The 23,361-nt window shown below is 39.4% G+C and carries 34 protein-coding genes; 1 reads left to right on the top strand and 33 read right to left on the bottom strand.

Annotation, left to right across the window (positions count from 1 at the left end):
- Positions 1-28 precede the first annotated feature (28 nt).
- The 25 genes from rpmD to rpsL all read right to left on the bottom strand — a co-directional run bounded on the left by rpmD (position 29) and on the right by rpsL (position 14,277).
- Positions 29-208, bottom strand: a complete 180-nt coding sequence (gene rpmD / locus M2919_RS06825; protein WP_023606977.1) for a 50S ribosomal protein L30 — start codon at positions 206-208, stop codon at positions 29-31.
- Between the two features lie 13 nt (positions 209-221).
- The gene (gene rpsE, locus M2919_RS06820; protein ID WP_023606976.1) at positions 222-722 is read right to left on the bottom strand and encodes a 30S ribosomal protein S5; all 501 of its coding nucleotides are present in this window, start codon (positions 720-722) and stop codon (positions 222-224) included.
- A gap of 20 nt (positions 723-742) precedes the next feature.
- Positions 743-1,099, bottom strand: a complete 357-nt coding sequence (rplR, locus tag M2919_RS06815) for a 50S ribosomal protein L18 (RefSeq protein ID WP_023606975.1) — start codon at positions 1,097-1,099, stop codon at positions 743-745.
- Positions 1,100-1,133: 34 nt separating this feature from the next.
- Positions 1,134-1,670, bottom strand: a complete 537-nt coding sequence (rplF, locus tag M2919_RS06810) for a 50S ribosomal protein L6 (RefSeq protein WP_248848457.1) — start codon at positions 1,668-1,670, stop codon at positions 1,134-1,136.
- Positions 1,671-1,699: 29 nt separating this feature from the next.
- On the bottom strand, positions 1,700-2,098 hold the full coding sequence (gene rpsH, locus M2919_RS06805) for a 30S ribosomal protein S8 (RefSeq protein ID WP_023606973.1): 399 nt from the start codon (positions 2,096-2,098) through the stop codon (positions 1,700-1,702).
- A 34-nt stretch (positions 2,099-2,132) separates the two neighbouring features.
- Positions 2,133-2,318: a type Z 30S ribosomal protein S14 gene (locus M2919_RS06800; RefSeq protein ID WP_016184192.1), complete on the bottom strand. Its 186-nt coding sequence runs from the start codon at positions 2,316-2,318 to the stop codon at positions 2,133-2,135.
- Between the two features lie 18 nt (positions 2,319-2,336).
- On the bottom strand, positions 2,337-2,876 hold the full coding sequence (gene rplE, locus M2919_RS06795; RefSeq protein ID WP_023606972.1) for a 50S ribosomal protein L5: 540 nt from the start codon (positions 2,874-2,876) through the stop codon (positions 2,337-2,339).
- A 26-nt stretch (positions 2,877-2,902) separates the two neighbouring features.
- Entirely contained in the window at positions 2,903-3,214 is a 312-nt protein-coding gene (gene rplX, locus M2919_RS06790) for a 50S ribosomal protein L24 (RefSeq protein ID WP_023606971.1), read from the bottom strand.
- Positions 3,215-3,247: 33 nt separating this feature from the next.
- Positions 3,248-3,616, bottom strand: coding sequence for a 50S ribosomal protein L14 (rplN, locus tag M2919_RS06785; RefSeq protein WP_023606970.1), 369 nt, complete (start codon positions 3,614-3,616; stop codon positions 3,248-3,250).
- Positions 3,617-3,669: 53 nt separating this feature from the next.
- A complete protein-coding gene (gene rpsQ / locus M2919_RS06780) occupies positions 3,670-3,933 on the bottom strand; it encodes a 30S ribosomal protein S17 (protein WP_023606969.1) in 264 nt (87 codons plus the stop codon).
- A 23-nt stretch (positions 3,934-3,956) separates the two neighbouring features.
- Complete coding sequence (gene rpmC / locus M2919_RS06775; protein WP_023606968.1) at positions 3,957-4,145, bottom strand: 50S ribosomal protein L29; 189 nt, start codon at positions 4,143-4,145, stop codon at positions 3,957-3,959.
- On the bottom strand, positions 4,135-4,569 hold the full coding sequence (gene rplP, locus M2919_RS06770) for a 50S ribosomal protein L16 (protein WP_023606967.1): 435 nt from the start codon (positions 4,567-4,569) through the stop codon (positions 4,135-4,137). The genes rpmC and rplP overlap by 11 nt, the downstream gene beginning before the upstream one ends.
- A gap of 2 nt (positions 4,570-4,571) precedes the next feature.
- Positions 4,572-5,228, bottom strand: a complete 657-nt coding sequence (gene rpsC / locus M2919_RS06765; protein WP_126762129.1) for a 30S ribosomal protein S3 — start codon at positions 5,226-5,228, stop codon at positions 4,572-4,574.
- Between the two features lie 12 nt (positions 5,229-5,240).
- Complete coding sequence (gene rplV, locus M2919_RS06760) at positions 5,241-5,588, bottom strand: 50S ribosomal protein L22 (RefSeq protein WP_023606965.1); 348 nt, start codon at positions 5,586-5,588, stop codon at positions 5,241-5,243.
- 22 nt (positions 5,589-5,610) lie between these two features.
- Positions 5,611-5,889, bottom strand: a complete 279-nt coding sequence (rpsS, locus tag M2919_RS06755; RefSeq protein WP_023606964.1) for a 30S ribosomal protein S19 — start codon at positions 5,887-5,889, stop codon at positions 5,611-5,613.
- Positions 5,890-5,939: 50 nt separating this feature from the next.
- Complete coding sequence (gene rplB / locus M2919_RS06750) at positions 5,940-6,770, bottom strand: 50S ribosomal protein L2 (RefSeq protein WP_202585035.1); 831 nt, start codon at positions 6,768-6,770, stop codon at positions 5,940-5,942.
- A gap of 40 nt (positions 6,771-6,810) precedes the next feature.
- Positions 6,811-7,098, bottom strand: a complete 288-nt coding sequence (rplW, locus tag M2919_RS06745) for a 50S ribosomal protein L23 (RefSeq protein ID WP_023606962.1) — start codon at positions 7,096-7,098, stop codon at positions 6,811-6,813.
- The gene (gene rplD, locus M2919_RS06740; RefSeq protein ID WP_023606961.1) at positions 7,098-7,721 is read right to left on the bottom strand and encodes a 50S ribosomal protein L4; all 624 of its coding nucleotides are present in this window, start codon (positions 7,719-7,721) and stop codon (positions 7,098-7,100) included. The genes rplW and rplD overlap by 1 nt, the downstream gene beginning before the upstream one ends.
- Positions 7,722-7,745: 24 nt before the next feature.
- Positions 7,746-8,375, bottom strand: coding sequence for a 50S ribosomal protein L3 (rplC, locus tag M2919_RS06735; protein WP_023606960.1), 630 nt, complete (start codon positions 8,373-8,375; stop codon positions 7,746-7,748).
- Positions 8,376-8,399: 24 nt separating this feature from the next.
- Positions 8,400-8,708, bottom strand: a complete 309-nt coding sequence (gene rpsJ / locus M2919_RS06730) for a 30S ribosomal protein S10 (protein ID WP_023606959.1) — start codon at positions 8,706-8,708, stop codon at positions 8,400-8,402.
- A 222-nt stretch (positions 8,709-8,930) separates the two neighbouring features.
- Positions 8,931-9,650 (bottom strand): hypothetical protein, encoded by a 720-nt coding sequence (locus M2919_RS06725; protein WP_248848456.1) that lies wholly within the window; start codon positions 9,648-9,650, stop codon positions 8,931-8,933.
- 190 nt (positions 9,651-9,840) lie between these two features.
- The gene (tuf, locus tag M2919_RS06720; RefSeq protein ID WP_023606957.1) at positions 9,841-11,028 is read right to left on the bottom strand and encodes an elongation factor Tu; all 1,188 of its coding nucleotides are present in this window, start codon (positions 11,026-11,028) and stop codon (positions 9,841-9,843) included.
- Positions 11,029-11,149: 121 nt separating this feature from the next.
- On the bottom strand, positions 11,150-13,240 hold the full coding sequence (gene fusA, locus M2919_RS06715; protein WP_248848455.1) for an elongation factor G: 2,091 nt from the start codon (positions 13,238-13,240) through the stop codon (positions 11,150-11,152).
- Between the two features lie 92 nt (positions 13,241-13,332).
- Positions 13,333-13,803, bottom strand: coding sequence for a 30S ribosomal protein S7 (rpsG, locus tag M2919_RS06710; protein WP_023606955.1), 471 nt, complete (start codon positions 13,801-13,803; stop codon positions 13,333-13,335).
- A gap of 57 nt (positions 13,804-13,860) precedes the next feature.
- On the bottom strand, positions 13,861-14,277 hold the full coding sequence (rpsL, locus tag M2919_RS06705) for a 30S ribosomal protein S12 (protein ID WP_126762135.1): 417 nt from the start codon (positions 14,275-14,277) through the stop codon (positions 13,861-13,863).
- A 317-nt stretch (positions 14,278-14,594) separates the two neighbouring features.
- On the opposite strand from rpsL, the gene rpiA reads away from it, so the two are divergent.
- On the top strand, positions 14,595-15,275 hold the full coding sequence (gene rpiA, locus M2919_RS06700; RefSeq protein WP_248848454.1) for a ribose-5-phosphate isomerase RpiA: 681 nt from the start codon (positions 14,595-14,597) through the stop codon (positions 15,273-15,275).
- A gap of 91 nt (positions 15,276-15,366) precedes the next feature.
- On the opposite strand, the gene deoD is transcribed toward rpiA, so the two are convergent.
- The 8 genes from deoD to M2919_RS06660 all read right to left on the bottom strand — a co-directional run bounded on the left by deoD (position 15,367) and on the right by M2919_RS06660 (position 23,357).
- Positions 15,367-16,074 (bottom strand): purine-nucleoside phosphorylase, encoded by a 708-nt coding sequence (deoD, locus tag M2919_RS06695; RefSeq protein WP_023606952.1) that lies wholly within the window; start codon positions 16,072-16,074, stop codon positions 15,367-15,369.
- 17 nt (positions 16,075-16,091) lie between these two features.
- A complete protein-coding gene (locus M2919_RS06690) occupies positions 16,092-16,913 on the bottom strand; it encodes a purine-nucleoside phosphorylase (RefSeq protein ID WP_126762141.1) in 822 nt (273 codons plus the stop codon).
- 18 nt (positions 16,914-16,931) lie between these two features.
- A complete protein-coding gene (gene deoB, locus M2919_RS06685) occupies positions 16,932-18,098 on the bottom strand; it encodes a phosphopentomutase (protein ID WP_248848453.1) in 1,167 nt (388 codons plus the stop codon).
- Positions 18,099-18,181: 83 nt separating this feature from the next.
- Positions 18,182-19,135, bottom strand: a complete 954-nt coding sequence (locus M2919_RS06680) for an ABC transporter permease (protein ID WP_126762145.1) — start codon at positions 19,133-19,135, stop codon at positions 18,182-18,184.
- Position 19,136: 1 nt separating this feature from the next.
- Positions 19,137-20,195, bottom strand: a complete 1,059-nt coding sequence (locus M2919_RS06675) for an ABC transporter permease (RefSeq protein WP_126762147.1) — start codon at positions 20,193-20,195, stop codon at positions 19,137-19,139.
- Positions 20,188-21,732, bottom strand: coding sequence for an ABC transporter ATP-binding protein (locus M2919_RS06670; protein WP_126762236.1), 1,545 nt, complete (start codon positions 21,730-21,732; stop codon positions 20,188-20,190). Before M2919_RS06670 ends, M2919_RS06675 begins: the two co-directional genes overlap by 8 nt.
- Positions 21,733-21,809: 77 nt before the next feature.
- Positions 21,810-22,889 (bottom strand): BMP family lipoprotein, encoded by a 1,080-nt coding sequence (locus M2919_RS06665; protein ID WP_248848452.1) that lies wholly within the window; start codon positions 22,887-22,889, stop codon positions 21,810-21,812.
- Between the two features lie 66 nt (positions 22,890-22,955).
- On the bottom strand, positions 22,956-23,357 hold the full coding sequence (locus M2919_RS06660; RefSeq protein ID WP_126762152.1) for a cytidine deaminase: 402 nt from the start codon (positions 23,355-23,357) through the stop codon (positions 22,956-22,958).
- Positions 23,358-23,361 lie beyond the last annotated feature (4 nt).

Raw genomic sequence — 23,361 nt, 5'->3', positions numbered from 1 at the left:
CCCTCTTTATTGATTTAAAATGATTTGTTTAAACTTCTTCAACGTCCACTAAATGTGAAACAGTATTAATCATGCCTTTAACAGCATCATTAGCTGGTCTTACAACCACACTGTTAATTTTCTTTAAACCAAGAGCTTTCACAGTATCTTTTTGGTTTTGAGGACGTCCGATTACACTACGTTTTAATGTAATTTTTAATTCTGCCATGACATTGTCCTCCTTATCCAATAATCTCTTCTACGGATTTTCCGCGAAGTTCTGCTACTTCTTCAGCACGTTTTAGACGAGATAGTCCTTCTAATGTTGCACGAATCACGTTAATTGGTGTGTTGCTACCAAGTGATTTACTTGTAACATCCGCAACACCAGCTAACTCTAAAATCGCACGAACTGGTCCACCAGCAGCGACACCAGAACCGGCAACAGCAGGTTTCATTAATGTACGTCCACCACTGTATACGCCAATAACTTCGTGAGGGATTGTAGAACCAACCATTGGGACTTCAATTAAGTTTTTCTTAGCGTCTTCGATTGCTTTACGGATTGCTTCAGGTACTTCTTGTGCTTTACCTGTACCAAATCCTACGTGACCATTTCTATCACCCACAACAACTAAAGCAGCGAAACGTAAACGACGTCCACCTTTAACTACTTTCGTAACGCGGTTGATCGATACGACACGGTCTTCTAATTCTAACCCTTTTGGATCAATATAAACCATGAATGGTGTTCCTCCTTCTCCTAAAATTCTAGTCCGTTTTCACGAGCAGCTTCTGCTAAAGCAGCAACGCGACCATGGTATAAGTAACCACCGCGGTCAAACACGACTTCTTTAACACCTTTATCGACTGCACGTTTTGCGACTAGCGCACCTACAGCTGATGCTTGCTCAGTTTTATTTCCACCTGAAATTTCTTTATCTAAGGTAGAGGCACTTGCTAGCGTCACACCCGCTACGTCATCAATTAATTGAGCGTAGATGTTTTTATTAGAACGAAACACGTTTAAGCGTGGGCACTCAGCAGTACCAGAGATATTTTTACGTACGCGACCATGTCTCTTTTGACGTACTTTGTTTTTATCTGGTTTTGAAATCACAATTGTCACCTCTTATATTTTATGTTACTGGCGATTATTTACCAGTCTTACCTTCTTTACGTCTTACAAATTCACCAACATAGCGAATTCCTTTACCTTTATAAGGCTCTGGAGGACGTACTCCACGAATGTTAGCAGCTAATTCGCCAACATGCTCTTTATTGATTCCTTTAACGATTACTTGAGTGTTAGAAGGAACTTCGATTGTGATGCCTTCTGGTGCATCAAATTCAACTGGATGAGAGTAACCTACGTTCAAGACAAGTTTTTTACCTTGTAATTGAGCACGGTACCCAACCCCGATTAATTCTAATTGTTTTTCGAACCCTTTGCTCACACCGATAATCATGTTATCAAGGTTTGAACGCATTGTTCCGTGCAATGAACGATTTGTTTTTTCGTCATTTTCACGTGTTAATACTACTTCATTTCCTTCGATAGAAATAGCAATGTTCGGTACAAATGTACGTGTTAATTCTCCGTTAGGACCTTTAACTGTAATGTCGTTACCGTTTTTTGTCACTGTGACACCTTCAGGGATAACAACTGGTTTATTACCAATACGACTCACTCAAGACACCTCCTTATTTTCTGTTTATCTTACCATACGTAAGCGAGTACTTCGCCGCCGATATTACGCTCTCTTGCTTCTTTATCAGTGATAACACCTTCAGAAGTAGAAATGATTGCAATACCTAAGCCGTTTAATACTTTAGGAACTTCATTCGCTTTTACATAAGCACGTAAACCTGGTTTAGAAATACGTTTTAGGTTTGTAATGACACGTTCTTCATTACGACCATATTTTAAGAAAACGCGAATGATGCCTTGTTTGTCATCTTCAATATATTCTACATCGCGGACGAAACCTTCTTTTTTCAAGATTTCTGCGATATCATGTTTGATTTTTGATGCAGGTACTTCTAACATATCGTGTTTTACCATGTTGGCATTACGAATTCGTGTTAAGAAATCTGCGATAGGATCTGTCATGACCATTGAACTATTAACCTCCTTCTATGCGGGTTTTTTGTTACCAGCTAGCTTTCTTCACGCCGGGAATTTGTCCTTTATAGGCAAGTTCGCGGAAGCAAATACGGCATAGTTTGAATTTGCGATAAACTGAATGTGGACGACCACAACGTTCACAACGCGTATATTCTTGAGTTGAGAATTTAGCTGGACGTTTGTTTTTAGCAATCATTGATTTTTTAGCCAAGTAGTTCGCCTCCTTTAATTATTTTTGGAATGGCATGCCAAGTTGTGACAATAGCTCACGAGACTCTTCGTCTGTGTTGGCTGTTGTAACAATGACGATGTCCATACCACGTACTTTATCTACGCGATCGTAGTCTACTTCTGGGAAAATTAACTGCTCTTTAACACCTAATGTGTAGTTTCCGCGTCCATCAAATGATTTAGCACTGACACCGTGGAAGTCACGTACACGAGGTAAGGAAACAGTTACTAGTTTGTCTAAGAATTCATACATTCTTTCGCCACGTAAAGTTACTTTACATCCGATAGGCATTCCTTCACGTAATCTGAAACCAGCAATTGATTTTCTTGCCTTCGTAATAACAGGTTTTTGACCTGAAATTAGGGTTAATTCTTCAACAGCTTTATCTAAGTTTTTAGCATTAGATACTGCATCACCAACACCCATGTTGATTACAATTTTCTCAACTTTTGGTGCTTGCATAATAGAAGAGTAGTTAAATTTTTCCATCAAAGATGGTGTTACTTCATTTACATATTTTTCTCTAAGGCGGTTCATTCTAACGGTTCCTCCTTCCTTACCAATTATTTATCTAAAACTTCACCTGTTTTTTTAGAAACACGCACTTTTTTACCGTCAACCACTTTGTATCCAACACGTGTTGGTTCGTTTGTAGATGGATCAACCACCATGACATTCGATACGTGAATAGATGCTTCTTGTTCGACAATTCCTCCTTGAGGAACAGTTGCGCTTGGTTTTTGATGTTTTTTAACCATGTTCACACCTTCAACGATGACACGGTCGTTTTTAGGGAAAGCTGTTAAAACAACGCCTTCTTTTCCTTTATCTTTACCAGTGATAATTTTTACTTTATCGCCTTTTTTTACAAACATTTTTGTCTCGCACCTCCTTTAGCTAACAATTGATTATAATACTTCTGGTGCTAATGAAATAATTTTCATGAAGTTATTATCACGTAATTCACGTGCAACTGGTCCAAAGATACGAGTACCACGAGGGCTCTTATCATCACGGATAATCACACATGCATTTTCATCAAATTTTATATATGAACCGTCTGCACGACGAGCTCCTGTTTTTGTTCTTACGATAACTGCTTTGACGATTTCACCTTTTTTAACAACTCCACCTGGCGTTGCATGTTTAACCGACGCAACAATTATGTCACCAATATTGGCATTATTACGACCAGAGCCACCCAACACTTTAATAGCAAGCACTTCACGTGCGCCAGAGTTGTCAGCTACTTTTAAACGACTTTCTGTTTGGATCATTATTGTATCCTCCTTTCAGATTTAAACTTTCAATCTATATAGGAAAATCTCGCTTAGATGATAACTGCTTCTTCTACTACCTCTAACAAACGGAAACGTTTTGTAGCGGATAATGGACGAGTTTCCATAATTCGCACGATGTCACCTGTTTTTGCAACATTGTTTTCATCGTGAGCTTTGTATTTCTTCGAATATTTCACACGTTTACCGTAAACTTTATGTGTTTTACGTGTTTCTACAACAACTGTGATGGTTTTATCCATCTTGTCTGATACGACACGACCTTGGTAAACTTTACGTTCATTTCTTTCAGTCATACGTTAATGGCCTCCTTCCACTATTACTTCTCTTGCTCGCGCAAAACTGTTTTGATACGTGCAATCGATTGGCGTACTTTCTTAATACGTGATGTATCTTCAAGTTGACCTGTTGCTAGTTGGAATCTTAAGTTAAATAATTCTTCTTTAAATTCTTTTTCCTTTTCTAGCATTTCAGCAGTGGATAATCCTTTAATGTCTTTAACCTTCATTCGATTCACCACCCATTTCCTCACGTTTTACAAATTTTGTTCTAACTGGCAATTTATGTGACGCTAGACGTAATGCTTCGCGTGCTACATCTTCAGGAACGCCAGCAATTTCAAACATGATTTTTCCTCGTTTTACTGGTGCTACCCATCCTTCTGGAGCCCCTTTACCGGAACCCATACGAACGCCGATAGCTTTTGCTGTATATGACTTATGAGGGAAAATTTTGATCCATACTTTCCCACCACGTTTCATGAAACGAGTCATTGCGATACGAGAAGCTTCGATTTGACGGTTAGTAATCCAAGCTGAATCTAATGCTTGTAAACCGTATTCTCCAAAAGCTACTTCTTTACCACCTTTGGCTTCGCCACGCATTTTTCCTCTAAACTCACGACGGTATTTTACACGTTTAGGTACTAACATGTCTATTTCCCTCCTTTCTCAGTGTTTTTGATTTCTGGAAGAATTTCTCCACGATAAATCCACACTTTAACTCCTAGTTTTCCGTATGTTGTGTCTGCTTCTTCCCAAGCATAGTCGATATCTGCTCTTAGAGTATGTAAAGGAACTGTTCCTTCAGAATACCCTTCTGAACGTGCGATATCAGCACCGTTTAAACGTCCAGATACTAATGTTTTAATTCCATCAGCTCCAGCACGCATAGTACGTTGGATAGCTTGTTTTTGTGCACGACGGAAAGCAACACGGTTTTCTAATTGACGTGCGATTCCTTCTGCTACTAACTTAGCATCCAAATCTGGTTTTTTGATTTCGATAATGTTAATGTGAACTCGTTTACCAGTTAATTTATTTAATTCTTTACGTAATTTCTCAACTTCTGATCCGCCTTTACCAATCACCATACCTGGTTTAGCTGTGTGGACTGAAACGTTGACGCGATTTGCAGCACGTTCGATTTCAACCTTAGACACAGCGGCGTCAGCAAGTGTTGTCGCGATAAATTCGCGAATTTTTAAGTCTTCGTGTAAGTATTCAGCGTATTCTTTTTCAGCATACCACTTAGCTTCCCAGTCGCGAATAACGCCAACACGCATTCCTATTGGATGTACTTTTTGACCCACTGATCGTCCCTCCTATTTCTCTGCCACTACTACAGTAATGTGGCTAGTTCTTTTGTTGATTGGTGACGCTGATCCTTTTGCACGTGGACGGAAACGTTTCATTGTTGGTCCTTCGTTTACAAAAGCCTCTGACACTACCAAGTTTTCAACATCTAAATCATAATTGTTTTCTGCATTTGCAACTGCGGACATTAAGACTTTCTCAATGATTCCAGCAGCTTTGTTAGGCGTATATTTCAAAATTGAAATAGCTTCTGCCACACTTTTCCCTCTAATTAAGTCAATAACTAGACGTGTTTTGCGAGGTGAAGTACGAACTGTTTTAGCAGTTGCTTTTGCTGAAGTAATTTGTGCTGTCATTTGCAATTCCTCCCCTCACGTATTAACGGCCTGTTTTCTTATCGTCGCCAGAGTGGCCACGGAATGTTCTTGTTGGTGCAAATTCACCTAATTTATGTCCAACCATATCTTCTTGAATGTAGACTGGAACATGCTTTCTTCCGTCATAAACAGCAATGGTGTATCCTACAAAATTCGGGAAAATTGTAGATCTACGAGACCATGTTTTAATGACTTTTTTCTTTTCAACATCTTTTTGAGCAACCACTTTTGACATTAAATGTTCGTCACAAAATGGTCCTTTCTTTAGACTGCGTCCCATGTTGAACCTCCTCTCAGATTCTACCGACACGTTAACATGCCGGTTTTAAATTATTTAGATTTACGACGACGCACAATAAGTTTGTCATTTTTAGATTTCTTACGTGTTTTGTATCCAAGTGTTGGTTTGCCCCATGGAGTCATTGGAGAAGGCATACCGATTGGAGTTTTACCTTCACCACCACCGTGTGGGTGATCGTTAGGGTTCATTACGCTACCACGTACTGTTGGGCGTTTTCTCTTCCAACGGTTACGTCCAGCTTTACCAATGTTTACTAATTCGTGTTGTTCGTTTCCGACTGAACCAACTGTTGCACGGCATGTTCCTAAGATCATACGTACTTCACCAGAGTTCAAACGTACTAAAACATATTTACCTTCTTTACCTAGTACTTGAGCTTTTGTACCAGCTGAGCGGATTAATTGTCCACCTTTACCAGGTTTCATTTCAATGTTATGAATAACTGTACCAACTGGAATGTTTGCTAATGGCAAAGCGTTTCCTAGTTTAATATCAGCGTCATCACCTGAAATTACTTTATCTCCTACTTTTAATCCTTTTGGTGCTAAGATGTATGATTTAACTCCATCTACATAGTGAATTAATGCAATGTTAGCTGTTCTGTTTGGATCGTATTCGATTGTCTTAACAGTTGCTTCGACATTGTCTTTCACACGTTTAAAGTCAATTAAACGATATTGACGTTTGTGACCGCCACCATGGTGACGAACTGTAATGCGGCCCATGTTGTTACGACCAGCATTGTTCTTCATCGGTTGTAACAAGCTTTTTTCTGGTTGATTAGTAGTAATCTCAGCAAAGTCTAAGCTTGTCATATTACGACGACCATTTGTGGTTGGTTTATACTTTTTAATCGCCACGTCTTTTCCCTCCTACTTTAAAAATTATACAGGTTAGATGCTATTCTGCATCGAATAATTGGATATCTTTTGAGTCTTCAGTTAATGTCACAATTGCTTTGCGACGTTTGTTTGTATGTCCGCCAAATTGACCCATACGTTTGAATTTAGGTTTAACATTCATGATGTTAACATTTTTAACTTTTACTCCAAAAGCCGCTTCAACAGCTTGCTTTACGAGTGTTTTGTTAGCACGAGTATCTACATCAAATGTGTATTTTTTCTCGTCCATCGCTAACATAGAGGCTTCGGTAATAACTGGACGTTTAATTACATCTAATAATTCCATTATGCAAGCACCTCCTCTAATTGAGTAAGAGCAGCTTGTGTCATTAACATAGTGTCGTTTGAAACAACATCTAAGACGCTGACGTTATCTGCTGAAATGACAGAAACATTTGGTAAGTTACGAGCTGATAAAGCTGCAAAGTCATTTCCTTCTTCTAATACAACTAATACTTTGTTGTTTACATCTAATTTATTTAATACTTCTTTAAATTCTTTCGTTTTTGGTGCGTCGAAGCTTAAAGCATCTACTACCATCAAACTATCTTGAGCAACTTTTTCTGATAATACAGAACGAATTGCTAAACGACGAACTTTTCTAGGAAGTTTGTAGCTGTATGAACGTGGTGTTGGTCCGAAGACAACGCCGCCTCCACGCCATTGTGGTGAACGGATTGATCCTTGACGAGCACGTCCTGTACCTTTTTGACGCCATGGTTTACGTCCGCCTCCGCGTACAGCACTGCGGTTTTTTACAGCGTGTGTTCCTTGTCTTAAAGAAGCACGTTGCATGATGATAGCGTCATAAACTACGCTTTCGTTTGGTTCGATACCAAAGATTGCATCGTTTAATTCAACGTCACCAGCTTTAGTACCATCTTGTTTAAATAATGCTACAGTAGTCATCCCTTAGTTCCTCCTCTCCAACAATTATTTAGCCGCTTTCGCTGACTGGATTTGAACTAATGATTTTTTAGATCCTGGAACATTACCTTTTACTAAGATAACATTACGATCTAGGTCAACACGAACAACTTCTAAGTTCTTGATTGTGACACGGTCGCCACCCATTTGACCTGCTAATTTTTTATTTTTAAACACGCGATTCGGATCGACTGGACCCATTGACCCAGGACGACGGTGGTAACGAGAACCGTGGCTCATTGGTCCACGAGCTTGACCATGGCGTTTAATAACCCCTTGGTATCCTTTACCTTTCGTTGTACCTGTTACGTTTACGATGTCTCCTGCTTGGAATACATCCACTTTTACTTCGTTTCCTACTTCGAATTCTCCTAGCTCAACATCTTTAAACTCTCTAATGAAGCGCTTAGGAGTCGTATTTGCTTTTACAGCATGACCTTTAGCAGGTTTGTTTGACAAAATTTCACGTTGGTCTTGGAAACCTAATTGAACGGCTTCGTAACCATCTGTTTCAACAGTTTTCACTTGCATTACCACGTTAGGTGTTGCTTCGATTACTGTTACAGGGATTAATTCACCATTTTCAGTGAAAATTTGTGTCATTCCTACTTTTTTTCCTAAGATTCCTTTGGTCATGAGTACACCTCCATCATCTTATTATTATAATTTAATTTCAATATTCACACCGCTTGGTAAGTCTAGCTTCATTAAAGCGTCAACTGTTTTCGGTGTTGGGTTCACAATGTCGATTAGACGTTTGTGAGTTCGCATTTCGAATTGCTCACGTGAGTCTTTGTATTTATGAGTCGCACGGATAACTGTATAAACAGAACGCTCTGTTGGTAAAGGAATCGGACCTGAAATGTCAGCCCCTGTTCTCTTTGCTGTTTCTACGATTTTCTCCGCTGATTGATCTAAAATACGATGCTCATATGCTTTTAAACGGATACGAATTTTTTGTTTTGCCATTTTTTTCCCTCCTTCGCCTATTTTGAAAAGTAGACATAGCTCCGCGAAAATATCCGACATCACCCTTCTATGGCAATGCTTCCGGGCGTGTCGCAACCTTTCGTTTCTTTGCCACGCAATCTCGCTTGATTGCTAATGTGTTTTGTACTATTTGTACGCGACACCTTTAAAAGTATACTAAAAAAAAAGCTTGATTGCAAGCTTTTTTCTTAATTATTTTCTTTATTCAAAAGGAATACCCATACTCGTCATCGCATCTTCTACTTTTTTCAGTTCTTTTTTCATTGCTTTCTTATCAGAACCTTCCGGAAGTGCGTCAATAGCTGTACGTGCATTTTGATAAGCTTCCATAGTAAAGCCGGTAATGACTTCGCCATCTTTCACTACGTTGGCTAACATTTGGTCCGCATAGGCGACATCCGCTTCAGTCGTATCCCAAGAAGCACTGACATTTTCATCTTCAGTTGCAACTGGCTCATCACCTTGTAAAACTGCCATTAGCGTTGCTGAAAATGCGTCATCAGGCAAACCGTTGACTAACTCCATCGCACTCTTTTTTTCTTTATCTGTGACATCATCTAGCATGGTCGCTTCTTCATTTACGACACGTCCCTTTAATGGCGCCTCTGTAAACAACCCATTCACTGTATGCAAGACATTAAACTTTGCTTTAGCTTGGTCTACAAGCCCTTGTTCTTCAGCTGGCAGATTTTTCTTGGCAGTTTTAATCATATCCGCTGTTAGTTGTTCATTTAAGTAAATGTGATCGTCACCATCAAACAAATCAGCAAGCGTTACGTTGTTTGATGTTTTTTTGTTTGCTTTTTTATTAGTGTTTTTCTTTTCAGTAGTGGCTATTGTTTTGTCCCCTGCAACTATCGCTTGATCACGTTTTTCTGCGTATACCCATCCAACTAATATGGAGGCAACTGCAAACACCATCGAAACGATTAGTAACAAAAATAGCTTCTTTTTACTTTGCACACCCATCCCTCACTTTTCTTTTATCAGTTTAAATGATACCTTAACTACCCAGAATGTACAATAGTAATTGTTCAAAAAAAGGAGCTAAGTTTCCTTAGCTCCTTACGGACGAATACATGTATATTTGATAGTCTTAATTTTTTAAAAATTAAGCCAAGATTTTAGATACAACACCTGAACCTACTGTACGGCCACCTTCACGAATTGAGAAACGAGTTCCTTCTTCGATAGCGATTGGGTGAATTAAGTCAACGTCGATTGTTACGTTGTCCCCAGGCATAACCATTTCAGTTCCTTCTGGTAATTCGATAACACCAGTTACGTCAGTTGTACGGAAGTAGAATTGTGGACGGTAGTTACCAAAGAATGGTGTATGACGTCCGCCTTCTTCTTTACTTAAAACGTAAACTTCAGCGTTAAATTTAGTATGTGGAGTGATTGTTCCTGGAGCTGCTAATACTTGACCACGTTGGATATCTTCACGTGAAACACCACGTAATAATGCACCAATGTTGTCTCCAGCTTCAGCGTAATCTAATAATTTACGGAACATTTCTACACCAGTAACAGTTGTTTTAGCGATATCTTCTGCAATACCGATAACTTCAACTTCGTCACCAACTTTGATTGTACCACGTTCAACACGACCTGTAGCAACAGTACCACGACCAGTGATTGAGAATACGTCCTCAACTGGCATCATGAATGGTTTGTCATGGTCACGTTCTGGAGTTGGAATGTATGCATCAACCTCAGCCATTAAGTCTAAGATTTTTTGCTCATATTCTTCAACGCCTTCTAAAGCTTTCAAAGCAGAACCAGCAACGATTGGTGTATCGTCTCCTGGGAAGTCGTATTCGCTTAATAAGTCACGAACTTCCATTTCTACTAATTCTAATAACTCTTCGTCGTCAACCATGTCCATTTTGTTTAAGAAAACAACGATGTATGGTACACCAACGTTACGAGATAAAAGAATGTGCTCACGAGTTTGTGGCATTGGACCATCAGCAGCAGAAACTACTAAGATAGCTCCGTCCATTTGAGCAGCACCAGTGATCATGTTTTTAACATAGTCCGCGTGTCCTGGGCAGTCCACGTGTGCATAGTGACGGTTTTCTGTTTCATACTCGATGTGTGAAGTACTGATTGTGATTCCACGCTCTTTTTCTTCTGGCGCGTTATCAATGTCAGCGTAGTTTTGAGCTTCACCATGTCCGTGTTTAGCTAAAACAGTTGCGATAGCAGCTGATAATGTTGTTTTACCATGGTCAACGTGTCCGATTGTACCAATGTTAACGTGTGGTTTAGAACGGTCAAATTTTTCTTTTCCCATTTTAAATAAATCCTCCTAAAAATATATGTTTTATTTTTTATGGATAAGCGATCAGAGCGCCTGACCGCTTTATCTCACTTACAGTTTACATGATTTTTCCCAGAAAAGATAGCAAGGGCTATTATTCTGCAGAGCCACCATTTTTCTTAATGATTTCTTCTTGAATAGATTTTGGAACATCTTCGTAATGGTCAAATACCATTGTAAAGACACCACGACCTTGTGTAGAAGAACGTAATGTTGTCGCATAGCCAAACATTTCTGATAAAGGAATCATCGCACGTACGACTTGTAAGCCACCTGTACGAGCTTCCATACCTTCAACGCGACCACGACGAGCTGTTACGTGTCCCATAATATCACCTAAGTGATCTTCTGGAATAACAATCTCTACTGCCATGATAGGTTCTAAAATAGCAGGTTGTGCTTTTTTAGCAGCGGCACGTAATGCCATAGAAGCTGCCACACGGAAAGCTGTTTCACTTGAGTCGACGTCATGGTATGAACCATCATAAAGTTTTGCTTTAATGTCAACTAAAGGATAACCAGCTAAAATTCCGTTTTCCATTGAAGCTTTTAATCCAGCTTCAACAGCAGGGATGTATTCACGAGGAACGACACCACCGACGATTGCGTTTTCGAATTCGAAACCGCCACCTTCTTCGTTTGGTGTAAATTCAATCCAAACGTGTCCGTATTGTCCTTTACCACCTGATTGACGTACGAATTTACCTTCAGCTTGTACCATTGGTGCACGGAATGTTTCACGGTAAGAAACTTGAGGTGCTCCAACGTTAGCTTCTACTTTAAATTCACGTTTCATACGGTCAACGATAACGTCTAAGTGAAGCTCACCCATACCTGCGATGATTGTTTCACCTGTTTCAGTGTTTGTTGACGCACGGAAAGTAGGATCCTCTTCAGATAATTTTTGTAACGCAACGCCCATTTTATCTTGGTCTGCTTTTGATTTAGGCTCAATCGCAACTTCGATAACTGGCTCAGGGAATTCCATTGATTCTAAGATAACTGGATGTTTCTCGTCACACAATGAGTCACCTGTTGTTGTGTCTTTAAGTCCAACAGCTGCTGCAATATCTCCTGCATATACAGTTGAAATCTCTTCACGAGAGTTTGCGTGCATTTGTAAGATACGACCAACACGTTCACGTTTACCTTTTGTCGCATTTTTAACGTATGAACCTGATTCTAAGACACCAGAGTACACACGGAAGAATGTTAGACGACCTACGAATGGGTCAGTCATAACTTTGAAGGCTAACGCTGAGAAAGGAGCGTCGTCACTTGATTCACGAACCACTTCTTCTTCAGTATCAGGAATAATACCTGTAATGTCAGCAACTTCTGTTGGTGATGGTAGGTAGTCAATAACGCCATCAAGCATTAATTGAACCCCTTTATTTTTGAAGGCAGAACCACAATATACTGGGTAGAATTCAACTGCGATTGTCGCACGACGGATAGCAGCTTTTAATTCGTCTTCAGAAATTTCTTCGCCTTCTAAATATCTCATCATTAATTCTTCATCAGTTTCAGCAACCGCTTCAACTAATTTTTCACGCCATTCTTGGGCTAATTCAGCGTATTCTTCAGGAATTTCTTCCTCACGAATATCTGTTCCTAGGTCATTTGTATAAATCTCAGCTTTCATCTTAATTAAATCGATGATTCCTGTGAAGTTATCTTCTGAACCAATTGGCAATTGTACTGGATGCGCATTTGCTTGTAAGCGGTCATGCAATGTTCCAACTGCGTATAGGAAGTCTGCACCAATTTTATCCATCTTGTTGATGAATACCATACGTGGTACACCGTATGTTGTAGCTTGACGCCACACTGTTTCTGTTTGAGGCTCAACACCTGATTGAGCATCTAAAACAGTAACCGCACCGTCTAATACACGTAATGAACGTTCAACCTCTACAGTGAAGTCCACGTGACCAGGGGTGTCAATGATGTTAACGCGGTGACCTTTCCATTGAGCAGTTGTAGCTGCTGATGTAATCGTAATACCACGTTCTTGTTCTTGCTCCATCCAGTCCATTTGTGAAGCACCATCATGTGTTTCACCAATCTTATGGATACGACCTGTATAATATAGGATACGCTCTGTTGTAGTTGTTTTACCAGCATCAATATGAGCCATAATCCCGATATTACGAGTGTTTTCTAGCGAAAATTCTCTAGGCATTCTTGTTTCTCCTCTCTTATGTCAGTGATTCAGTTAATCTCGATACAATTAAGTCGTATTTGATAGGCAAACCCACCAAACACTCGAGGATCTTACCAGCGATAGTGTGCAAACGCTCTGTTTGCTTCTGCCATTTTGTGTGTTTCTTCGCGTTTCTTAACAGAAGCGCCAGTGTTGTTAGCAGCATCCATCAATTCTTTCGCTAGACGTTGTTCCATTGTATGTTCTCCACGGTTACGTGAGAAGTTTACAATCCAACGTAATGCTAAAGTAATTTGACGTTCAGGGCGAACTTCAACCGGTACTTGATAGTTAGAACCACCTACACGACGAGCTTTAACTTCTAAGTCAGGTTTTACGTTATCCAAAGCTTGTACATAAACTTCTAATGGATCGTTACCTGTAGATTCTTTAATAATATCAAACGCACTGTAAACGATGTTTGAAGCTGTTCCACGTTTACCGTCAACCATAACGCGGTTAATTAAGCGTGTTACATCTTTTGAATGAAAAATCGGATCTGGTAAAACTTCACGTTTTGCAACAGGACCTTTACGAGGCATTCAACTTCCTCCTTCCAAATAATTTTCTCTTTATATAATAGTAAAATTTAATTTTAATTAAGCTTTTTTAGGTTTTTTAGCACCATATTTAGAGCGGCTTTGTTTACGATCCGTAACACCGGCTGTATCAAGCGCACCACGAACAATATGATAACGTACCCCTGGTAAGTCTTTTACACGACCACCACGAATTAACACAACACTATGTTCTTGTAGGTTATGACCAATTCCTGGGATATACGCTGTTACCTCAATGTTGTTAGATAAACGAACACGAGCAAATTTACGTAAAGCTGAGTTAGGTTTTTTAGGTGTCATTGTACCCACACGTGTACATACTCCACGTTTTTGAGGAGAGTTTGTGTTAGTATGAGATTTTTTTAGACTGTTATAACCTTTACCTAATGCAGGTGAGTCAGATTTTGTTGGTTTTGATTGACGTGATTTACGTATCAATTGATTAATTGTTGGCATCTTGTTTCCTCCTTCCCTACTGGCTTTCTAGTACCACACATCCTGGTGGTTCTTTTTTTGTGATAAAAAGAATGCAAGTCTCCTTGCAACGCTATTTAACACTATCAAATGCTTTCTATGACAGTCAGAACGTCTATCATAAAATAGAAACCTGTACATAAAGCACCTTAAAAATCGTATCACATAAAAAAAGAGGTGTCAACCATTTCTAATACTTTTTTATCGACTAAATTTTAATAACGCTATCATTTTTTTGAGAAAATCAGTATACTAAGACTAGCAAGGATTAAATCAGGATTTAAAGGAGCTAATAGACGATGAATTTAAAACAAATGGTCGGGATTGAAGCAGCATCTTATATTGAAGAAGGGATGATTGTTGGACTTGGAACGGGTTCTACCGCTTATTACATGGTTGAAGAATTAGGGCGTCGGATTAAAGAAGAAAATTTATCTGTGGTTGGTGTAACGACTTCAGAAGCAACACGCCAACAAGCAGAAGGTTTAGGTATTCCACTAAAAAGTATTGATGAAGTCACTCATGTCGATTTAACGATTGACGGAGCAGATGAGGTCAATCCACAATTTGAAGGAATTAAAGGCGGAGGTGCAGCCCTTCTTTTTGAAAAAATTGTAGCCACTTATTCACGTCATAATATTTGGATTGTGGATGAATCAAAATGGGTGGAACAATTAGGTGCTTTTCCTCTACCTGTTGAGGTTATGCCTTATGGTTCACAACAATTAGTGCATTTGTTTGAAAAAGAAGGTCTAAATCCCGTTTTACGTGTGGATGCGGATAACAACCCTATCGTCACAGATGGAAAGCACTATATTATTGATTTACATTGCCAAGTGATTTCCGAACCACGCCGCTTAGCTGATTGGTTGAATAGCTTACCTGGAGTGGTAGAACATGGATTATTTTTATCCATCGTAGATACGGTCATTATTGGAAAAGAATCAGGTATTGAGACCATTCAAAAACATGCAAACTAAATTGAGCAGAAAAAATGCGCCTCCCTTTTTAAAGGAGACGCATTTTTTTATTAATTAAATGGTAGACATAGGACACCATTTAATATTCAACTTAGTCTTTAATAATTGTATCCAACGCCACAATCATCATTTCATCAAATGTCTTTTGACGTTCTTCTGCTGAAGTTTCTTCACCAGTAATAATGTGGTCACTCACTGTCATCAAGGCTAATGCTTGAACGTGATACTTCGCTGCTAAGTAATACAAGACGGCTGCTTCCATCTCGATACCTAATACACCATGCTCACCTAGCTTCATCACATCGTCCATGCTATCTTTATAAAAAACATCATCTGACAGCACGTTTCCAACGTGAATATTAAAGCCTTTTTCTTTTGCAATTTGATAAGCCTCTAATAACAAGTCAAAGTTAGCAATTTGTGGGAAATCATATTTAGGAAAATCGTTACGAATAATCGAGGACGGCGTAGCCGCTGCCTGTGCTAATACTAAGTCGCGAACGTGAACGTCTTTTTGAATCGAACCACACGTACCCACACGAATTAATTTCTTAACACCATACTCTCGAATTAATTCATTCGCATAAATAGCAGCAGAAGGCATTCCCATTCCTGTACCTTGTACGGACACACGAACCCCTTTGTACGTACCTGTGTAGCCTAACATTCCACGCACTTCATTGTATAATTGAGCATCTTCCAAGAAGGTCTCTGCAATATACTTAGCACGTAATGGATCTCCTGGTAACAAGATGCGCTCCGCTATTTCACCTGATTTCGCTCCAATATGAACACTCATTTATTTCACTCTTTCTTTTATAAGTTTTGTAATGTTTCTTTGATTAGTGATTTAAAGTCAGCTTTAACACGCTCAGTCGTTTCAACTACTTCTTCATGGTTTAAATTAGCTTGCATACCAGCTGCTAAGTTTGTCACACATGTAACACCTAACACACGCATATCCATGTGGCGTGCTACAATTACTTCTGGAACGGTAGACATTCCAACCGCGTCCGCTCCCATCATACGAGACATTCTAATTTCAGCTGGTGTTTCATACGTAGGGCCTGAATATCCCATGTATACCCCTTGTTGTAACGTGATTTTCAGTTTGTCTGCAACTTGACGTGCTACTTTTCCATAAGCTTTGTCGTAAGGCTCTGACATATCTGGGAAACGTGGTCCTAAATCGTCATCATTCTCACCAATCAGAGGGTTAGTGCCTGTAAAGTTGATTTGGTCTGTAATTAACATTAAGTTTCCTGGTGTAAATGAAGTGTTCACACCACCCGCAGCATTCGTTACTACCATCGAGTGAGCACCGAGTGCTTTCATCACGCGAACAGGGAACGTCACTGCTTGCATACTATTTCCTTCATAGTAGTGGAAGCGTCCTTGCATTGCTAAGACTTTTTTGCCTGATAAATCACCATAAACTAATTGACCTGCATGCCCAACAACTGTTGAAACTGGGAAATGAGGAATTTTTTCATAAGGAATGACCACAGGATTTTCAATTTCATCGGCTAATTCACCTAGACCAGAACCTAGAATCAAACCAAATTCTACCTCTTTAACTCCTTGTTCACGAATATATGCTGCTGTTTCTTGTAATTTTACACTTAATTTTTCTGCCATTTTTTTGACCCCTTTAACTTATTTTAATTCTTGTAAAAAACTGTGACCATTTTCAGTTGCTGGCACTTCAAAGTTATCCGCAATAGTTGCTGCAATATCAGAGAAGTAGCCTTGTGGTAAAGCACCTTGCCCCTTAAATTTCTTACTATAGGCTAATAATGGAACATATTCACGTGTGTGGTCTGTCCCTTCAAAACTTGGGTCGTTACCATGATCGGCCGTAATAAGTAATAAATCATCTTCCTCTAATGCTTCCATAATTTCAGGAAGACGTGCGTCAAACTCTTCTAACGCTTGAGCATAGCCTTTAATATCACGACGATGACCGAATAACGCATCAAAGTCCACTAAGTTAGTAAAACTTAAACCTTCAAAATCACGCGCCATCACGTTTAACAGTTGGTCAACACCATCCATATTAGATTTTGTGCGAACGAAGTCGGTTATCCCTTGTCCGTTAAAAATATCATTAATTTTACCAACGGCAATGACATCTTTGCCCGCTTCTTTTAGTGAATCTAACACAGTATGACCAAATGGATCTAAGGCGTAGTCGTGACGATTAGCTGTTCGTTTAAAGTTACCTGGTTCTCCCACATATGGACGTGCAATAATACGACCAATCATATAAGGATCATCTTTTGTAATTTCACGCGTATACTCACAAATACGGTATAGCTCTTCTAATGGAATAATATCTTCATGAGCGGCAATTTGTAACACAGGGTCTGCTGACGTATAAACAATCAAGTCACCTGTTTTCATTTGATGCTCACCATAATCATCAATAACAGCTGTCCCACTATACGGTAAATTACAAACAATACCACGTCCTGAGAATTCAGATATTTTATCTAACAATTCTTGAGGGAACCCTTCTGGAAACACACGGAAAGGGGTTTGAATATTTAATCCCATGATTTCCCAATGACCTGTCATCGTATCCTTACCGACTGAAATCTCTTCTAATTTTGTCGCATACCCTTCATGATCTGACACTGCTTTAACGCCTGTTAACGGTTCGATCGTACCTAAACCTAGTTGCTCCATATTTGGAACAGCTAAACCAGCCTTTTCAGCAATATGCCCTAACGTGTGACTACCCACATCTCCAAATTTATGCGCATCTGGCGCTTCTCCAATTCCTACTGAGTCCATGACAATTAAATGTACACGTTTAAACATAATATGCCTTCTTTCGTATAATTTTGTTTATAATAAACGTGCCATAAGCAATGATGAACTATCACTACTTGGCACGTCTGTTATTATTTAGATTTTACATATGTGACACCGATTGATTTTGGTCCTTGTGATTTTCCAATGAAGATGACAAGCACAAGAATCGTTAACACATATGGTGCTGCTTGTAAGTAAACAGATGGTAGCCCAGATAAGAAACTAATTTGACTACCGATAATCGCTAGACTTTGTGATAGACCGAAGAAGAACGCTGCGCCCATCACGCCGATTGGATTCCATTTACCAAAAATCATCGCAGCCATTGAAATAAAGCCTTGTCCAGCAATCGTTGAAACTGAGAATTGACCAGAAATAGCTTGTACAACAACCGCTCCACCCATACCACCTAGGAAACCAGAAATTAAAACCCCTGCATATTTCATGGCATAGACGTTAATTCCTAAAGTATCCGCAGCTTGTGGGTTTTCACCAACTGAACGTAATCTTAAACCAAACTTTGTTTTAAAAATGACAAAGTAAGCAAGAAACGCGATGGCAATTGCCACATACGCTGGTGCAGAAGTATTTTTAAAGAAGATATCACCTAATACCGGAATATCTTTTAAAATCGGAAAACTAATCTTACCAAAACGTTGACGAATAATTTCTGTTTGACCTTTTCCATCAAAAAGTTGCTTTGTTAAGAAGACCGTAAGACCTGGTGCCATTAAGTTAATAACCGTACCACTGACAATATGGTCTGCACGTAAATTAATCGTTGCTACCGCATGGATAATGGAGAATAAAAGTCCAATTAAACCACCGAATAACATCGCAATCCACGGCGTCCAAACACCAAAGATGTGTGCCGTGTTCAAGTTGAAAATCGCCGCACTAAAAGCTCCTACTGTCATAATTCCTTCTAACCCAACGTTAACAACACCGCTTCGTTCTGAAAAAGTACCACCTAAGGCTGTAAAGATGAGAGGAGCGGAATACACTAAAGCTGAAGATACAATAATCGCTAATGTTCCTACCATATTAAGCCTCTCCTTTCTTTACGCTCAATTTATCCATAATAAAACGAATAGCAAAACTAATCCCAACAAAGAAGATGATAGACGCTACTACAATGTCGACAATCTCATTTGGAATACCGACACTTGGCATTTTCAATCCGCCAATCTTCAATATACCGAATAAAATAGCTGATAACAGAATACCAATTGGATTTCCGCCACCTAGTAATGAAACCGCCATCCCGTCAAAACCGATTTGAGGGGCTGCATCTAAGATATATAGGTTTTCAAATGTTCCTAACCCTTCAACGACACCACCCATACCAGCTAACGCACCAGAAATGACCATAGCTAATACAATATTACGTTTTGCACTCATCCCTGCATACTCTGAGGCAAATGGGTTCATCCCTACAGCACGAAGTTCAAACCCTGTGGTTGTTCGTTTCATTAAAATCCAGACAAGAATAATCATTAATACTGCTAAGAAAATCCCACCATTTAAACGAGAGCCACCAGACATATCACTTAAGAATTGCATTCTTAAAGACGCATTTTCACCAATTTTTGGTGTCGCATCTGCACTGTCTGTAAAAACATTTCGTACTAAGTGATTACTAATGTATAAAATCGTGTAGTTTAACATGATTGTCACAATAACTTCACTCGTACCAAACTGTGCACGTAAATACCCGGCAATTCCTGCCCAAATAGCTCCTGCTAAAGCTCCTACAATAATCGCTAATGGCACTAACACAATACGTGGTAAGTCTGGAAATGTCATCGCTATCCAAATAGCACCTATCCAACCGCATAGAGCCTGACCTGCTAAACCAATATTAAAAAATCCTGCCGTGTTCGCTACCGAGAACCCTAATCCTGTTAAAATTAAAGGTGTCGCTAAACGTAACACTTCTCCAATATTATAAGTTCGACCAAAAGCGCCTTTTAACATTGCGCCATAACCTTCAACTGGATTATAGCCAGATACTAACATAATGATAGCCCCTAGTAATAAACCAGCTAAGACGGAAATAACAGGAACCGCTAGATTCTTCCATTTAGAATGTTGATTACCCATTCACTTCCACCCCTTCCTGCTCTCCGTTTAGTTCTTTTCGTGCTTCTTCTAAGGTCATCCCTGCCATCAGTAGTCCCAATTCTTGCTCACTTGTTTCTTTAGGGTCTACGATACCGACGATTTGACCATCAAACATAACCGCGATACGATCTGACACGTTTAAAATTTCATCTAACTCAAAACTCACACACAAGACACCTTTTCCATGATCACGTTGTTCAATTAAACGTTTATGGATGTATTCAATTGCCCCTACGTCCAAACCACGTGTTGGCTGTGCAACGATAAGTAAATCAGGGTCGCGATCAATTTCACGTGCGATAATCGCTTTTTGTTGGTTACCACCCGATAATGCACTTGCCGGTACCAACTCATTTGGTGTTCGTACATCAAATTCTTCTATCAACTCACGCGCATGTGAATTGATTAATTGATAATTTAGTAAACCATTTTTACTTAAAGGTTCCTTGTAATAAGTTTGTAGTGCGATATTTTCTGAAAGTGTCATAGGTAATACTAAGCCAAACTTATGACGGTCCTCAGGAACATGTGCGGTACTATTTTCTGTAATCGTACGTGGACGTTGATTGGTCATATCTTTTCCGTTAATCTCAATCGTCCCACTTTCTACCTTACGCATACCTGTAATCGCTTGAAGCAACTCACTTTGACCATTGCCGTCAATTCCAGCAATACCCAATACTTCTCCTGCACGAACTTCTAAAGTTAAACCTTTTACCGCATCTAAACCACGGTTCTCTTTGACAACTAAATCCTTCACTTTCAAAACAGGCTCTTTAGGAACAGCAGGACCTTTCGGTGTCTTAAACGACACCGAACGACCTACCATTAAATCAGCAAGTTCTTGAGACGTTACGTCTGCCACGTTTACCGTATCAATACTCTTGCCTCGACGAATAACTGTACAACGATCTGCTACAGCTTTAATTTCATCTAACTTATGCGTAATAATAATGATGGACTTACCTTCTGCCACTAAGCCGTGCATAATAGACATTAATTCATCTATTTCTTGCGGCGTTAGAACGGCCGTCGGCTCATCAAAAATTAAAATTTCCGCGCCGCGATACAAAGTTTTGATAATCTCTACCCGTTGTTGCATCCCGACAGAAATGTTACTAACCAACTCATTCGGTACGATTTTAAAACCATAACGATCAGAAACAGCGACAATGTCGTCATACGCTTTTTTCTTGTCAATCATCCCAGCATTCGTTGGTTCGCTCCCAAGAATAATGTTTTCTGCAATCGAAAAATTGTCAATTAACATAAAATGTTGGTGAACCATTCCTATTCCTAACTCATTTGCAACAGTTGGGTTAGCAATTTGGACTTCTTTACCATTAATCTTAATCGTTCCAGAAGTCGGTTCTAGTAAACCAGATAAAATATTCATCAGAGTAGACTTACCTGCTCCATTCTCACCTAATAACGCGTGAATTTCACCTTTTTTTACTTTTAAATTAATATTGTCATTTGCCTTGAAAGTACCAAAAGCTTTGGTGATGCCTTCCATTTCAATCACGTATTGTGACTCATTCACTGTTTTCACTTCCTAACTATAATCGTTGGGTCCATACCTACATGTGCAAATTATTTAGCTGGTTTGTCTGGTACTTCAATTTCACCAGCAACAATTTTTTCTTTTGCTTCTTTGATTGCTTCTTTAATCTTTGGATTAACGTCGTCTAATTGTCCATCTGTCAAGTCAACGCCGCCTTCTTTCAATCCGTAAACCATTAATTCGCCACCAGGGAAGTTGCCGTCAGCTGATTTTTGTGCAATATCTTTAACAGATGTTCCTACACCTTTAAGTGTAGATGTTAATGTTACGTTACCGTCAGCGTATTCGCCTTCTTCTTCTTGGTCACGGTCAACACCGATAACCCATACTGGATTTTCTGGTTTTGTGTTCATAACGTCGATTGCTTCTGAGAAGACACCTTGTCCTGTGTCACCTGAAGCGTGGAAAATTACGTCCACACCGTCGTGGTACATAGCTGCTGCAATTGATTTACCTTTTGCTGCGTCACCAAATGAACCTGCATATTTCACTTGAACTTTAATGCTGTCGTCAACAGATTTTACCCCTTCAACGAAACCAGCTTCAAAACGTCCAATAACGTCTCCTTCTTGTCCACCAACGAAACCAATTTTTTTAGATTTTGTTGCGTTAGCTGCTGCGATACCTGCTAAGTATGCTGCTTCATGGTCTTTAAATAAAACAGATGCTACGTTATCTTGATCTTCTACCACACTGTCAATAATAACGAAGTGTGTATCTGCATTTGCTTTTGCTACTTCTTCAATAGCTGGTTGTAATTTAAATCCAATACCAAATACTGTGTCGAATCCATCGTCAATCGCTGCGTTTAAGTTAGGTAAGAAGTCTGCATCAGAGTCTGATTGTTTATAATCGTATCCGCCAACACCTTTTTCTTTACCTGCTTCTTTACCCCATTCTTGTAAACCTTCCCAAGCTGATTGGTTAAATGATTTGTCATCTACCCCACCTAGGTCTGTTACGAGTGCAACTGAAAAGTCATCAGAACTGCCGTCTTTTCCTGCATCAGAAGAAGCTGTTCCTTTCTTATCATTGTTGCCACATGCTGCTAAACCGACTGCCAATCCTAAAGTTAGCAATCCTAAACCGATCTTTTTAGATGTCTTCATCTTGTAAAGCCCCCTATGTATTTTTTTATTTAACAGCTAATTACTTAGCTGGTTAAATCAGATTGATTATAGCTGTGCATCGGTAAACGTATATGGTATCAATTCTTTTACAGTCATTTCTTTAGTTTCGCCAGATTCACTGACAAGCGTCACTGGCATATCCGGCTCACAAAACTCCGCCATAACTTGACGACAAGCCCCACAAGGAGAGATTGGTTCTTTAGTGTTACCCGTTATAACTAAATGTTGAAATTCCTTGCGCCCTTCTGATACCGCTTTGAAAAAAGCCGTTCGTTCAGCGCAATTTGATAAGCCAAAAGAAGCATTTTCAATATTACAACCGGTGTAAATCTCACCCTCTTTTGTAACTAGACAAGCGCCTACTGGAAAATGAGAATATGGAACGTGTGCATGCGTCATTGCGTTTTGAGCTTCTGAAATCCAAGTTTCTTTCATTTGTCTATCCATCCTT

This window comes from Vagococcus lutrae (assembly GCF_023299185.1).
Lineage (GTDB): Bacteria > Bacillota > Bacilli > Lactobacillales > Vagococcaceae > Vagococcus_A > Vagococcus_A lutrae.
Note: the sequence above shows the minus strand (reverse complement) of the source record. Positions and strands in the feature narration are given on the sequence as shown.

Coding starts and splice junctions, on each gene's coding strand:
- rpmD (WP_023606977.1), bottom strand. CDS start 208: ATGGCAGAATTAAAAATTACATTAAAACGTAGTGTAATCGGACGTCCT.
- rpsE (WP_023606976.1), bottom strand. CDS start 722: ATGGTTTATATTGATCCAAAAGGGTTAGAATTAGAAGACCGTGTCGTA.
- rpsH (WP_023606973.1), bottom strand. CDS start 2,098: ATGGTCATGACAGATCCTATCGCAGATTTCTTAACACGAATTCGTAAT.
- rplE (WP_023606972.1), bottom strand. CDS start 2,876: ATGAACCGCCTTAGAGAAAAATATGTAAATGAAGTAACACCATCTTTG.
- rplX (WP_023606971.1), bottom strand. CDS start 3,214: ATGTTTGTAAAAAAAGGCGATAAAGTAAAAATTATCACTGGTAAAGAT.
- rplN (WP_023606970.1), bottom strand. CDS start 3,616: ATGATCCAAACAGAAAGTCGTTTAAAAGTAGCTGACAACTCTGGCGCA.
- rpsQ (WP_023606969.1), bottom strand. CDS start 3,933: ATGACTGAAAGAAATGAACGTAAAGTTTACCAAGGTCGTGTCGTATCA.
- rpmC (WP_023606968.1), bottom strand. CDS start 4,145: ATGAAGGTTAAAGACATTAAAGGATTATCCACTGCTGAAATGCTAGAA.
- rplP (WP_023606967.1), bottom strand. CDS start 4,569: ATGTTAGTACCTAAACGTGTAAAATACCGTCGTGAGTTTAGAGGAAAA.
- rplV (WP_023606965.1), bottom strand. CDS start 5,588: ATGACAGCACAAATTACTTCAGCAAAAGCAACTGCTAAAACAGTTCGT.
- rpsS (WP_023606964.1), bottom strand. CDS start 5,889: ATGGGACGCAGTCTAAAGAAAGGACCATTTTGTGACGAACATTTAATG.
- rplW (WP_023606962.1), bottom strand. CDS start 7,098: ATGGAATTATTAGATGTAATTAAACGTCCAGTTATTACCGAAGCCTCT.
- rplD (WP_023606961.1), bottom strand. CDS start 7,721: ATGACTACTGTAGCATTATTTAAACAAGATGGTACTAAAGCTGGTGAC.
- rplC (WP_023606960.1), bottom strand. CDS start 8,375: ATGACCAAAGGAATCTTAGGAAAAAAAGTAGGAATGACACAAATTTTC.
- rpsJ (WP_023606959.1), bottom strand. CDS start 8,708: ATGGCAAAACAAAAAATTCGTATCCGTTTAAAAGCATATGAGCATCGT.
- M2919_RS06725 (WP_248848456.1), bottom strand. CDS start 9,650: ATGGTGTTTGCAGTTGCCTCCATATTAGTTGGATGGGTATACGCAGAA.
- tuf (WP_023606957.1), bottom strand. CDS start 11,028: ATGGGAAAAGAAAAATTTGACCGTTCTAAACCACACGTTAACATTGGT.
- fusA (WP_248848455.1), bottom strand. CDS start 13,240: ATGCCTAGAGAATTTTCGCTAGAAAACACTCGTAATATCGGGATTATG.
- rpsG (WP_023606955.1), bottom strand. CDS start 13,803: ATGCCTCGTAAAGGTCCTGTTGCAAAACGTGAAGTTTTACCAGATCCG.
- rpsL (WP_126762135.1), bottom strand. CDS start 14,277: ATGCCAACAATTAATCAATTGATACGTAAATCACGTCAATCAAAACCA.
- rpiA (WP_248848454.1), top strand. CDS start 14,595: ATGAATTTAAAACAAATGGTCGGGATTGAAGCAGCATCTTATATTGAA.
- deoD (WP_023606952.1), bottom strand. CDS start 16,074: ATGAGTGTTCATATTGGAGCGAAATCAGGTGAAATAGCGGAGCGCATC.
- M2919_RS06690 (WP_126762141.1), bottom strand. CDS start 16,913: ATGGCAGAAAAATTAAGTGTAAAATTACAAGAAACAGCAGCATATATT.
- deoB (WP_248848453.1), bottom strand. CDS start 18,098: ATGTTTAAACGTGTACATTTAATTGTCATGGACTCAGTAGGAATTGGA.
- M2919_RS06680 (WP_126762145.1), bottom strand. CDS start 19,135: ATGGTAGGAACATTAGCGATTATTGTATCTTCAGCTTTAGTGTATTCC.
- M2919_RS06675 (WP_126762147.1), bottom strand. CDS start 20,195: ATGGGTAATCAACATTCTAAATGGAAGAATCTAGCGGTTCCTGTTATT.
- M2919_RS06670 (WP_126762236.1), bottom strand. CDS start 21,732: ATGGAAGGCATCACCAAAGCTTTTGGTACTTTCAAGGCAAATGACAAT.
- M2919_RS06665 (WP_248848452.1), bottom strand. CDS start 22,889: ATGAAGACATCTAAAAAGATCGGTTTAGGATTGCTAACTTTAGGATTG.
- M2919_RS06660 (WP_126762152.1), bottom strand. CDS start 23,357: ATGGATAGACAAATGAAAGAAACTTGGATTTCAGAAGCTCAAAACGCA.